Raw genomic sequence first — 11,408 nt, forward strand, 5'->3', positions numbered from 1 at the left:
ATATCGTCTTCCCGCGCTCGCCGACCTTCCCCCACGTGAATCTTGTCGCCCCCACGTCAGGGTCCGTAAGCTGAGGGGACAGTTTCAGGAGCCCCGCCATGGCCGACTTCGGCGCCGACATCGACCTCGAGGCCTTCCGCAAGGAGGCGCGCGAATGGCTGGAGGCCAACTTCCCGGCCTCGCTGAAGGGCAAGGGGGCGCTGGCCTCGGCCGAGGTGCGCTCGAACGAGCCCGATCTGGTGGCGTGGCGGAAGGCCATGGGCGGCAAGGGATGGGGCACGCCCACCTGGCCCACCGAATATGGCGGCGGCGGCCTGACCTCGCAGCAGGCGCGTGTGCTCGGCCAGGAGATGAGCCGGATCGGGGCGTTCAACCCGCTGATGTTCGGCATGGGCGTGACCATGATCGGCCCCACGATCCTCGACTACGGCACCGAGGAACAGAAGAAGAGACACCTGCCGCCGATCGTGCGCGGCGAGGTGCAGTGGTGCGTCGGCTATTCCGAGCCGAACGCGGGCTCGGACCTGGCGTCGCTTCAGATGCGGGCCGAGGACAAGGGCGACCACTGGGTCTTCAACGGCCAGAAGACGTGGACCAGCGGGGCGCAGTACTCCGACTGGTGCGGCCTGCTGGCGAGGACCGATCCGTCGGCCAAGAAGCACGACGGCATCAGCTTCTTCCTGGTGGACATGCACCAGAAGGAGATCGAGACCCGGCCGATCGGCCTGATCTCGGGCGCCTCGCCGTTCTGCGAGACGTTCCTGACAGACGCCAAGGCGCCGAAGGACGCGCTGCTGGGCCAGCTCAACGTGGGCTGGACCGTGGGCAAGCGGCTGCTCCAGCACGAGCGGGCCAGCCAGACGGGCGCCGCGATGGGCGGTCGTCCGCCGAAGCCGCTGAACGAGATCGCCAAGGCCTATATCGGCCTGGACGAGACGGGCCGCCTGGCGGATTCCGATTTTCGCACCCGGCTGGCGAAGCACGAGATGGATTCCAAGGTCCACGGCCTGACCCTCCTCCGCGCGGCGGCGGAGGCCAAGGGCAACAACAGCCCCGGCAACGCGCCCTCGGTGCTCAAGAACTCGGCCACCTGGAACGCCCAGACCCGCGCCGAGCTGACGCTGGAGCTGATGGGCTCGCAGGGGCTGGGCTGGGAGGGCGACAGCTTCGACCGCGACGAGATCGAGGCGGTGCGCGCCTGGCTGTGGGGCAAGGCGATGTCGATCTACGGCGGCAGCCAGGAGATCCAGTTCAACATCGTCTCCAAGCGCATCCTGGGCCTGCCCGACACCACCCAGAGCACCTGAGGCTCAACCCGGCAGCGACGCCAGGAAGGTCCGCAGGTCGGCGGCCGAGCGGTCGGGAAGCTGTTCCATCGGCACGTGGCCGCCGTCGGGATAGATGACAAGCGTCGCGCCCGGGATCGCGCCCGCGAACCCGCGCGAGTGGGCGGCGGGGATGAGCGCGTCCTGTTCGCCCGTCATCACCAGGGTCGGGACGCGGATGGCCGCGAAGGTCTGTGGCGTGATCGCCGGCGCCGCACCGCGGTCGCGGGTCAGGATGGCGCGGTGGCCCGGCGCGCGCGCCATGTCGACATAGCGGTCCACCACCGCGTCGGTGACGAGGCTTTCGTCCAGATAGGCCTGTTTCAGGCCCTTCTCCGCAAACAGGCCGGGATCGACTTTGCGCAGCAGCGCGCGCCCGGCCGGGTTGGCCAGCAGGCGGAAGACGAGCGGCGTCCCCTCCCGCCTCCGTTCGGGATCGGGCCAGCCGGCCGAGGCCACCAGAACCAGGCCGTCGAGCTTCTCGGGGTGGGCCAGGGCGTAGGTCCAGGCCACGCCGCCGCCCATGGAGTTGCCGCCGACGACGAAGCGGCCGAGCCCCAGCCGCCGGGTCAGATCGTCGACCACCGCGACGCTGGCCGAGGTCGAGGCCACGTAGTCGTCCGGCGCGCGGGTCAGGCCGTGACCGGGCAGGTCCAGGGTGACGATCCGGTAGTCGTTCGACAGGCGTTCGACCCAGGGCTCCCAGGCGTGCAGCGAGGCCGAGAAGCCGTGGATCAGCACCAGAGTCCGCGCCGCGTCCCGCGGGCCCTGGTCGCGATAGTGGACCCGCAGGCCCCCCGGCAGGTCGGCGTAGCGCGAGGCGGGGCTGGCGTACCGGGTCTCGAGCGTGGCGTAGGGGATGTCGCCGGCCAGGCATCCCGACAACCCAATCGCGGCTGCGGCCGCCAGCGCGGCCAGATTCAACCGTCGCATCCTCGATCCTCCCGGTTTCGGCGGAGGCTGCGAGGCTCAGGCGTCCGGGTCAAGGCGCTCAGTCGCCTCCGGGCTTGCGCCGCGCCGGGCGGCGGCCCACGCTTCTGGCGACGAGACGAAGGGGGGAGGATGATGAACGACGTGGGTGCGCCCGATTGGGCCGCGACGACGGCCGACCTGGAGCAGCTCCTGAGGCTGCGTTCGATCCCTTTCGGCATGAAGTTGTTCCGCGACCGGGCCGATATGGAGGCGATCCCGCGCATCCGGCGGCCGCAGCATGTGCACACGCTGGATCAGGTGGTGGGCCAGGCTTCGCGCCTGGGCTGGACCGTGGGGATCACCGCCGACGACCTCGTGGGCGCCCAGTGCCGGGCGGTCGTGGGGCTGGGCGGGGCCAAGACCGACGACTGGAAATCGGGTCGCCACATGACCGGCGTCTGGTTCGAGACCGAGGCCGACGCCAGCGCGCACCAGGCGGCGATGGCCTGCGTGCCCGACGGCCAGTTCGAGGCGCTGGCGGTGGGGCCGCTGGCGTCGGGTAAGGTGGCGGACTGGGATATCGCCCTTTTCTATGCGACGCCCGGCGCGATGATCTATTTCATCAATGGCCTGCAATGGTCGGGCTACAAGCGCTTCGACTGGAGCGTCGTGGGCGAGAGCGCCTGCGCCGACAGCTGGGGCCGGGCGCTTTCGAAGCGCGAGCCCAGCCTGTCGATCCCCTGCTTCGCCGAGCGCCGCTACGGCGGGGTGCTGGACGACGAGATGCTGATGGCCACACCGCCCGAACACCTGGGTAAGGCCATCGCCGGAATGCGTGCGCTGGCGAAGAACGGCTTCCGCTATCCCTTCCCCCAGTACGGCGTGCAGCAGGATGTCCGCGCCGGCATGGCGGTGAGCTACGGGCCGTAGGGGCTGGGTTTCGCGGTTCGAAGTCTTCGGCGCTGACGCGTCGCGTTCACTGAACGGCCGATAAACGCGTCCCTCAGGCCGGCCTCAGCCGGGCCGGCTCATCCTGTCGCCATCGTCCCGCGCCCCTGCGGGACTCGATGGAGATGTAAGGACAAGATCATGGCGACCCTGCCCGCTGTTCGCTGGCGGCTCCTGGACCACGCCGCAGCCCGGCCTGTCGAGGTCGGCGAGGTGGTGTCGGTCGAGGCCGGCGGCATGCCGATCTTCCGCATCGTGGGGCTGGCCGGCCCCAACGCCTGGGTGGACGACCCGCGCCGCCCCGTGCGCCGGCTGATGCCGCTGGCCGCCTTCCGGTGGAAGGGGGCGTAGGCGCGCTATGGCCCGCCGCCGCTGGCGCGCATGAGGTTCATGAACTCACGCCGGTTCCGCGGGCCGTAGGTGGCGAACGAGGGATTTGGCCGTTCGGCGTACTCGGCCTTGTCGCGGGCCACGGCATCGTGGGCCAGGTATTTCCGCACGGTCGCGGCGTCGAGGTCGTAGGGCTTCACCGCGTTCAGGCCGAACACCTTGGCGCGGAGCTCGGGGGTCATTCGCGGATAGCCGTGCTTCGCCTGGAGTTCGTCCGAGATCTGGAACGTCCGGAACGCCTGGATCTGGTCCTGGGGCGAGCCGTACCAGATGGAGTCGGTGCCCCAGAGCACGTTGTCCTCGCCCACCGCCTTGAACAGCTTGCCCATCATGTGCGCCGCGCTGGTGGGGTCGCGGGTGGAGACGAACCGCCAGGTCGAGCCCAGTTCCGCGTAGACGTTGCTGTTCGGCGCGATCCCGGCCTCGGCCAACGACGTCACCAGAGAGTCGACGCCGTCGGTCCGGGCGGGGTCGTGGGGCCCTTCGGCTTTCCCGGCCACATAGCCCGAGTGATAGATGAGAAAGTTCATGTCCGGGAACCGCTTGGCGATCGGCCCGATGTCCCGGCAGGTCGAGTGCTCGTAGCTCCTGGGGCCAAAGGGCAGCCCCTTATGGATGGCGATGTTCCTCACGCCCAGCTCGCGGGCCTTCTCGATGAAGGCCACGCCCACGTCGTCGGTCAGCCAGAAGCCTTCGCCGCCGGGACCCCACTGGGTGTAGGTCTTGAAGGCGGTGATACCGAAGCCCTTGAGGCGCGCCATGTCCTCCACGTCGCCCGGCTGGTTCGGATTGACCCGGGCGTGCAGCATTAGCCGCTTGGAGCCCTCCATCCTCTCGACGATGGCGCGGGTGGCGGCGGCCTCCTCGATGGTCAGTGGCTCGCCCTCGCGGGTGGAGGGGACGAACGAGAGCACCATGATGTCGGTGTCGGAATCGAGGAAGACGTCCTTCACGAACTCCTCGGCGCCCAGGCAGCGCAGATAGGCGAGATCGTCCGGCCCCTCGGCCAGTCCGCATTTGGCCTTGTCGAAGTCCGACAGGGGGCGTGCGCCCGGCGGCAAGGTCTTCAGCCAGGCGCCGGTCGGGTTCACGAAGTGGCCCTGGACGTCGAAGATGAACTCGGACTTTCCCAACTGCGCCTGGGCGAGCTGGGGCTCCAGGGCGGCGGCGTCCGCCACCTCGAAATAGCCGCCCGTGCGGCCCGCGGCGGCGTGAGCCGCGTTGAAGGCCGCCAACGTCGAGGCTGCGCCGCAGGCCGAGGTCAGGAATGTCCGCCGGCCCACGCCGAGACGCTTTGCGAAGCCCTCGGCGCGTTCGGAGGCGAGGTGGTTGGCGTAAATCTCGCTGCGGTCCAGCGGGATCGGGGCGAACTCGCCGTTCGAGGTGGAGTCCAGCTTGATCGGCAGGCGGCGGCCGTGTGGGTCGAGGTCGTCTGTCATGGCGTTTCTCCCGTTTGCCCGCGCCGGAAGACTGTCACGGCGGGGGAGGGGCCACAACGAACGGGGCCGTGAAGGCTACTTCGCGGCCGCCCGGATCGCCTCGTAGAGCGCGAGCCGCGCCGCGCCCAGCTCCTGGCCCACGGCGGTCGGCCAGGCGGAGTTGACCACCACGACCAGCTTCTCCTCGGGCACGATCAGGATTCCCTGGCCGAAGATGCCGCGCGCCTCGTAGCCGCCCTGGGGCCGCATCCACCAGAAGTAGCCGTAGCCGGGCGGTGGCGCGCCCTTGACGATCTGGGGCGTCGTCGCCTCGGTGGTCCAGCCATCGGGCAGGACGGCCGTCCCGTCGGCCATGCCTCCGTCCAGCATGAATTGTCCGATGCGGCCGTAGTCGCGCAGCGTGATCGACATGCAGCAGCCGCCCCGCTCATGGCCGGCGGGATCCACCATCCAGATGGCGTCGCGCTCCATGCCATAGGGCCGCCAGATCTTCTCCGAGGCGTAGGCGGCCAGGCTCTTGCCGGTGGCGCGCGAGACCAGGATGCCCACGAGGTCGGTCTCGCCGGTGTTGTAGTTGAACAGGGTCCCCGGCTCGTGCGCGCGGGGCAGGCGGGCCATGTAGGTGACCAACGGATTCTTGCCGGGCTCGATCGGCAGGCTGACCGAGCGGGCCACGTCGGAGTTCGGATCGGCGTAGTCCTCGTTCCACTTCACGCCCGAACTCATCATCAGGAGCTGGCGGACGGTGACGCCGTCGTAGCCCGAGCCCTTGAGTTCGGGGATGTAGTCGGTGACGGGCGACGCGAGGCTCGTGATCTTTCCGTCGCGGATCGCGGCGCCTGCGAGGGTGGACGTCACCGACTTGGCCACCGAGAACGAGGTCCAGCGGTCGTCGGGCCCGCGGCCGAGGCCGTATTCCTCGAGGACGATCTGGCCATCCTTCAGCACCAGGACGCCCGAAACGCGATGCGCGTCCATGTAGTCGCGCACGGTCCAGGACTTGCCGGCGTGCGTCCAGGTGGGCGCGACCTGGCGGGCGGCCCTGGGCAGCGGGCGCACCTTGTCGCCCCGGGCCACGGTCTCGACCTTGTAGACGCTCTCGATCGAGCGGTACCAGTCCGCCTGCTGCTGTGGCGACCAGACGAGGATCGAGGGTACGTCCGGCTTTACGGGAACCTGGGCGGCCGCCCCGCCGCCGAACGCCAGCGCCGCCGCCAGCCCGAGAACAGTCCGCATATTCGAAACCTCCCCATGTTTTGCCAAGCAGGCTAGGGGGCCACGTCGTCGGCGCCTAGTCGTCCGCCTCACATGGCCCGGCGCGCATATCCCGGAAGCGGGATCGCGCCGGCGCGTTCGGCCCGCAGCGCCGTCTCCAGTCGCGCGTCGCCGGCGCGGCCGGCTGCGGCGATGAGAGTGAGATCCAGGACGTCCCGCTGGGCGTGACTGCCGCCGAAGCGGTGGAGGCGGTCGCGCGCGTCGCCCAGCAGGCGCGCGGCGCGGGCGTAGTCGCCGTCGCCGAAGGCGCGGATGGCCTCGCACGCCGGCAGGCCTGCGTCGCGTACGAATCCGGCGTTGTCGCCCGGGCCCCGCAGCGCCGCCGACTGGGCCTCCAGCAGGGCCGTAGTCTCGGTCTCGCGGCCGGCCCCGACGAAGGCCATCATCGCATGGACGTCGACGAAGGCCGACTGGCCGCGCGGCTCGCGGGCGAAGTTGTCGGCCAGCGCCCCCCAGCGTTCCCCGCAATCCACGCCCAGGAGATGGAGCCGCCAGAGCAGGGCGGCGGCGTCCACCATGTCGAACGCGAAGGTCGACCCCTCGCCGTAGAGCGGCCCGTCGTAGAGTTCGAGCGCCGCGTCGGTCTCGCCGAGGCCGAGGTGGAACAGGGCCGTGTGCCACCAGTTGTGGACGCCGAGCTGAGCCTCCGGTTGCCAGGCGGTGTTCTCGTGGCGCATCCAGCGGACGCCGTCGGCGTGGCGGCCCTGCATGACCATGACATGCGCCACGGCGTGCTGGCCCCAGTTGTTGGTGGGCTCGAGGGCGACGGACCAGCGCCCGGCCGCCTCGGCCTCCTCGTAGCGGCCGGTCTCCTCCAGCCCGAACGCCAGCAAGCCCTGGATCGCGTGCCATTCCGGGCGGTCGGGGGACCAGGCGGGCAGCGCCGCGGCGATCCGGTCATGCAGGCCGTGCGCATCGCCCAGCAGGAAGTCCAGGGTCTGGCCCACCTGGAGCGCCAGGACATCGTGCGGATGCTCGCGCGAGACCTCGGTCATGATGCGGGCTGCCGCCTGGACCTCGCCCGCCACCAGGCGATCCAGCGCGGCGACGTGGCCGGCTTCGCGGGTGTTCATCGGCAGGCCGCGGGCCGTCTCCAGGGCGTGCAGACCCATCGCCGCCACTTCGGTGTTGGCCGCGACCAGCGTCATCCAGGCCTTGAGCGCGTGGGCCATGACGAACCCGGGGCTGTCGGAGAGGGCGGCCTTCAGGGGCGAGAAGCTGTCGCCGGCGTAGCAGTGGAAGCGTTCGCGGGCGGTCTGATAGAGGTCGGCCGCGGCAGCGCTCGCCCCGGTCATCTCCAGGCCGTGATGGTCCCTCGTCATGCGCGCGTCCTCGGATCGGGGCCGCATCCTGCCATCGCGCGGCTCTAGGTCGATCCTGGGGGGCGGGCGCGCTGGCGTCATCTCCAAATGTGGGGGCGAAACCGATCATGCGCTGGCTTGCCGCCTGGTCTCGCCGGCAAGGGCTGAATTTCCCGGTGACCGCGTTCCGCGCTATGCGGGGGCATGGCCGAGTTCGATTTCGATGCGGTGGTCGTGGGCGCGGGAGCCGTGGGGCTGGCGTGCGGCTACGCCCTCTCGCGGCGCGGCCTGGTCGTGGCGGTGCTGGAGCAGGACGCGGCCATCGGCCAGGGCGTCTCCTCGCGGAACTCCGAGGTGATCCACGCGGGCCTCTACTACCCCACCGGTTCGCTGAAGGCGCGGCTGTGCGTGGCGGGGCGGCGAAGGCTGTACGCCTTCTGCGACGCGCACCACGTCGAATACGACCGCTGCGGCAAGCTCGTGGTGGCGACGACCGAGGCCGAGCTGCCGCGGCTGGCGGCTATCCTGGAGCAGGCCCGGCTCAACGACGTGGAGGGCATGACGGAACTGAGCCGTGACCAGACCCTGGCGCTGGAGCCGGAGCTGGCCTGCGCCGGCGCCCTGCTGTCGCCTGAGAGCGGGGTGTTCGAGAGCCACGCCTACATGCTGGCGCTGCAAGGGGAGATCGAGGCGGCCGGCGGCGCGGTGGTGCTGTCCACGCCGTTCGAGGCGGCGACGCCGCTGGAGACGGGCGGGTTCGAGGTGCGCGCGGGCGGCGCCGAGCCCACCACGCTGACCTGCCGCCTTCTGGTGACCGCGCCCGGCCTGTCGGCCCAGGCGGTGGCCGGGCGGATCGAGGGGTTCCCCGCGGACCTGATCCCGCAGGCCCACTACGGCAAGGGCGTCTATTTCCGGCTTTCGGGCAAGGCGCCGTTCCGCCGCCTGATCTATCCGCCGCCCATTCCGGGCGCGCTGGGCACCCACTATCGCCGCGACCTGGGCGGGCAGGGGGTTTTCGGGCCCGACCTGTCGTACGTGGAGGCGCCTGACTACAGCGTCGATCCGTCCAAGGCGGGCGAGTTCTATCGCTACATCCGCAAGTTCTGGCCGGGGCTGCCCGAGGGCGCGCTCAGTCCCGATTATGCGGGCGTGCGGCCCAAGCTGCACGGTCCGGGCGAGCCCCAGCCCGACTTCCGCCTCGACGGCGCGGACATCCACGGGCTGCCCGGGCTGGTGGTGCTGTTCGGGATCGAGAGCCCCGGCCTGACCTCGTCCCTGGCGATCGGCGAGGAGGTGGCGGCGCGGCTGGGACTGTGACGCTACATGCTTCCCCGATCTTTCATGAACCGGAATTCTTGTTCATATTAAGTGGCCGCCTGGATCCGACGCCGTCGCGGCGATAGTTCCGGGCAGAGGGAGAGACGTCGCATGAAGAACCGTATCACCGAGATCCTGGGCAGCCGGTATCCGATCCTCCAGGCGCCGATGGGCTGGATCGCCCGCGCGCAACTGGCCAGCGCCGTGTCGAACGCGGGCGGGTTCGGCATCATCGAGACGTCGTCGGGCCGGCTGGACGAACTGCGCGAGGAGTTCGTGAAGATGAAGACCCTCACGGACAAGCCGTGGGGGATCAACGTGGCCCAGGCCTTCGTGCGCGACCCCGACATCGTGAGCTTCGTGGCCGACCAGGGCGTGAAGTTCGTCACGACCTCCGCAGGCGATCCGAACAAGTACTGCGAGGCGCTGAAGGGCCGGGGTCTGACGGTGTTCCACGTGGTGCCCACGCTGGCGGCGGCGCAGAAGGCGGTGGCGGCGGGCGTCGACGGCCTGGTCGTCGAGGGCGGCGAGGGCGGCGGCTTCAAGAACAGCCGCGACGTGGCCACGATGGTCCTGCTCCCGCTGATCTGCAGCAAGCTCGGCGTGCCGGTGATCGCGGCGGGCGGGATCACCGACGGTCGCTCGATGGCGGCGGCGTTCGCCCTGGGCGCCGAGGGCGTGCAGATGGGCACCCGCATGGTCTCGGCGGCCGAGAGCCCGGTCCACCGGAACTGGAAGGACATGATCGTGAACGCCAAGGAGACCGACACGGTCTTCCTGAACCGACAGGGGCCGGGGCCGGCGCTGCGGGCGCTGCGCACCGAGCGGACCACCCGGCTGGAGCTGGAGCCGCCGGCCAACATCATGGGCGAACTGGCGAACGCGCTCGACCTCTACTTCGGCGGCGACATGGAGGCGGCGATCGCGCTGTCCGGCCAGGTGGCGGGGCGCATCGAGAGCGTGAAGCCGGTGGCCGAGATCCTGGCCGAGACGATCGCCGAGTTCGAGGCGGTGACCGCGGAGCTGGGCGCGAAGTACGGCCGCGCGGGCTGAACGGTAGAACCGCGAGACCGCGAAGCGGCGCCTCTCGAATTTCGACAACCACGGAAGGACACGGAGGCGAAGCTGCGATTTCCGTGCCTTCTGTGTTTTCCGTGGTTTTCCATGATGGAGCCTCCGCTCGCGCGGAGGCTCGGGGACTGGGCCCTTTCGTGTGGGTTCGTGGCTCGAAAGGATGCTTGCGGGGGGCCGCCTACTTCGGCGCGACGCGCAGCACGCGGCCCTTGTCGTTGTCGGTGGCGACATACAGCGCGCCGTCCGGGCCGACCACGACGTCGCGCAGGCGCTCGCCCACCTCTGTCAACAGGCGCTCCTCGCCCACGACGCGCTCGCCGTCGAGAGTCAGCCGGGCCAGATATTTGGGCGCAAGGCCGGCGACGAACAGGCTGCCCGTCCAGGCCGGAACCGTGTCGGACGTATAGAAGGCCATGCCGCCCGGCGCGATCACGGGATCCCAGTAGTAGACCGGCTGCTCCATGCCGGCCTGCTGGGTGATCCCGCCGGTGATGGCCCCGCCGGCGTACTCGATCCCGTAGGCGATGGTGGGCCAGCCGTAGTCCTTGCCGGCGCGGACGATGTTGAGCTCATCGCCGCCGCGCGTCCCGTGCTCGACCTCCCAGAGCTCGCCGGTCTGCGGATGTAGGGCCGCGCCCAGGATGTTGCGGTGACCGATGGAATAGATCTCGCCCGGCACACCGGTTTTGCCGACGAACGGATTGTCCTTGGGAACGGAGCCGTCAGCGTTGATCCGGACCACCTTGCCCAAGGTCCCGTCCATCCTCTGGGCCTGCATGCGGCCCTCGGTGATCGAGCGTTCGCCGCCCGTGATGAACAGCGTGCCGTCGCGGGCGAAGACCAGGCGACCGCCGTAATGCTTGGTGGAGGCCAGAGCGGGCGTCTGGCGCCAGATCACCTCGACCCCCTCCAGCCGCGGGGCGCCGCCGTCCAGCGCCAGCCGGCCCCTGGCGACGGCGGCGTTGTTCTTCCCGCCCTTCGGCGGCTCGGCGTAGAACAGGTAGACGAGGCCGTTCCGCGCGTAGTCCGGGTCGATGGCGAGGCCCAGGAGACCGCCCTGGTCCCGCGCGTCGACGGCGGGCACGCCCGCGACCGGGGGCGAGAGCACGCCGTCCTTGAAGTGGCGCAGGCGGCCGGGCTTCTCGGTGATCAACAGGCTCCCGTCGGGCAGGAAGGCCAGGCCCCAGGGCTTGGAGATTCCCGTGACGTAATCGCTGACGTCGTAGGTCACGTTCGCCTTGATCTCGGGCGCGCGGGTCTGGCCCGCGAAGGCCGGCTGCTGGCCCTTGCCGTTGGCGGCCCCGGTCTCGACGGGTGCTCCCCGGGTCCGGGTCTCGGATTGCGCCGCGCTGCGGTCGGCGTTGCAGGCGGCGAGCACGGCGGCGGCGCCGGCGGCGAGCATCAGCGATTTCATGGGTCGTCCTCGT

At 70.3% G+C, this 11,408-nt stretch carries 10 protein-coding genes; 5 read left to right on the top strand and 5 right to left on the bottom strand.

Going from position 1 to position 11,408, the window contains the following annotated elements:
- Positions 1-98 precede the first annotated feature (98 nt).
- Positions 99-1,307, top strand: a complete 1,209-nt coding sequence (locus ABS78_RS18735; protein WP_293382963.1) for an acyl-CoA dehydrogenase family protein — start codon at positions 99-101, stop codon at positions 1,305-1,307.
- Between the two features lie 3 nt (positions 1,308-1,310).
- On the opposite strand, the gene ABS78_RS18740 is transcribed toward ABS78_RS18735, so the two are convergent.
- Positions 1,311-2,258, bottom strand: coding sequence for an alpha/beta hydrolase (locus ABS78_RS18740; protein WP_293382966.1), 948 nt, complete (start codon positions 2,256-2,258; stop codon positions 1,311-1,313).
- Between the two features lie 132 nt (positions 2,259-2,390).
- On the opposite strand from ABS78_RS18740, the gene ABS78_RS18745 reads away from it, so the two are divergent.
- A complete protein-coding gene (locus ABS78_RS18745; RefSeq protein WP_293382969.1) occupies positions 2,391-3,167 on the top strand; it encodes a DUF169 domain-containing protein in 777 nt (258 codons plus the stop codon).
- Positions 3,168-3,326: 159 nt separating this feature from the next.
- A complete protein-coding gene (locus tag ABS78_RS18750; RefSeq protein WP_293382972.1) occupies positions 3,327-3,536 on the top strand; it encodes a hypothetical protein in 210 nt (69 codons plus the stop codon).
- Positions 3,537-3,541: 5 nt separating this feature from the next.
- Here ABS78_RS18750 and ABS78_RS18755 read toward each other — a convergent pair whose 3' ends face one another.
- From ABS78_RS18755 to ABS78_RS18765, 3 genes are all read right to left on the bottom strand, one after another.
- The gene (locus ABS78_RS18755; protein WP_293382975.1) at positions 3,542-5,014 is read right to left on the bottom strand and encodes an amidohydrolase family protein; all 1,473 of its coding nucleotides are present in this window, start codon (positions 5,012-5,014) and stop codon (positions 3,542-3,544) included.
- A gap of 75 nt (positions 5,015-5,089) precedes the next feature.
- On the bottom strand, positions 5,090-6,250 hold the full coding sequence (locus ABS78_RS18760) for a serine hydrolase (RefSeq protein ID WP_293382978.1): 1,161 nt from the start codon (positions 6,248-6,250) through the stop codon (positions 5,090-5,092).
- 68 nt (positions 6,251-6,318) lie between these two features.
- Complete coding sequence (locus ABS78_RS18765; protein ID WP_293382981.1) at positions 6,319-7,611, bottom strand: tetratricopeptide repeat protein; 1,293 nt, start codon at positions 7,609-7,611, stop codon at positions 6,319-6,321.
- A 183-nt stretch (positions 7,612-7,794) separates the two neighbouring features.
- On the opposite strand from ABS78_RS18765, the gene ABS78_RS18770 reads away from it, so the two are divergent.
- Together ABS78_RS18770 and ABS78_RS18775 are read left to right on the top strand one after the other, a co-directional pair.
- The gene (locus ABS78_RS18770) at positions 7,795-8,907 is read left to right on the top strand and encodes an NAD(P)/FAD-dependent oxidoreductase (protein WP_293382984.1); all 1,113 of its coding nucleotides are present in this window, start codon (positions 7,795-7,797) and stop codon (positions 8,905-8,907) included.
- Between the two features lie 111 nt (positions 8,908-9,018).
- Positions 9,019-9,960 (top strand): nitronate monooxygenase, encoded by a 942-nt coding sequence (locus tag ABS78_RS18775; RefSeq protein WP_293382987.1) that lies wholly within the window; start codon positions 9,019-9,021, stop codon positions 9,958-9,960.
- A 199-nt stretch (positions 9,961-10,159) separates the two neighbouring features.
- Here ABS78_RS18775 and ABS78_RS18780 read toward each other — a convergent pair whose 3' ends face one another.
- On the bottom strand, positions 10,160-11,395 hold the full coding sequence (locus ABS78_RS18780; protein WP_293382990.1) for a PQQ-dependent sugar dehydrogenase: 1,236 nt from the start codon (positions 11,393-11,395) through the stop codon (positions 10,160-10,162).
- Between the last annotated feature and the right edge of the window lie 13 nt (positions 11,396-11,408).

The sequence above is a fragment of the Phenylobacterium sp. SCN 70-31 genome, assembly GCF_001724605.1.
Taxonomy (GTDB): Bacteria; Pseudomonadota; Alphaproteobacteria; order Caulobacterales; family Caulobacteraceae; genus Phenylobacterium.

What these genes read in the sequence shown, in the direction of transcription:
- ABS78_RS18735 (WP_293382963.1), top strand. Translation starts at nt 99, where the DNA reads ATGGCCGACTTCGGCGCCGACATCGACCTCGAGGCCTTCCGCAAGGAG.
- ABS78_RS18740 (WP_293382966.1), bottom strand. Translation starts at nt 2,258, where the DNA reads ATGCGACGGTTGAATCTGGCCGCGCTGGCGGCCGCAGCCGCGATTGGG.
- ABS78_RS18745 (WP_293382969.1), top strand. Translation starts at nt 2,391, where the DNA reads ATGAACGACGTGGGTGCGCCCGATTGGGCCGCGACGACGGCCGACCTG.
- ABS78_RS18750 (WP_293382972.1), top strand. Translation starts at nt 3,327, where the DNA reads ATGGCGACCCTGCCCGCTGTTCGCTGGCGGCTCCTGGACCACGCCGCA.
- ABS78_RS18755 (WP_293382975.1), bottom strand. Translation starts at nt 5,014, where the DNA reads ATGACAGACGACCTCGACCCACACGGCCGCCGCCTGCCGATCAAGCTG.
- ABS78_RS18760 (WP_293382978.1), bottom strand. Translation starts at nt 6,250, where the DNA reads ATGCGGACTGTTCTCGGGCTGGCGGCGGCGCTGGCGTTCGGCGGCGGG.
- ABS78_RS18765 (WP_293382981.1), bottom strand. Translation starts at nt 7,611, where the DNA reads ATGACGAGGGACCATCACGGCCTGGAGATGACCGGGGCGAGCGCTGCC.
- ABS78_RS18770 (WP_293382984.1), top strand. Translation starts at nt 7,795, where the DNA reads ATGGCCGAGTTCGATTTCGATGCGGTGGTCGTGGGCGCGGGAGCCGTG.
- ABS78_RS18775 (WP_293382987.1), top strand. Translation starts at nt 9,019, where the DNA reads ATGAAGAACCGTATCACCGAGATCCTGGGCAGCCGGTATCCGATCCTC.
- ABS78_RS18780 (WP_293382990.1), bottom strand. Translation starts at nt 11,395, where the DNA reads ATGAAATCGCTGATGCTCGCCGCCGGCGCCGCCGCCGTGCTCGCCGCC.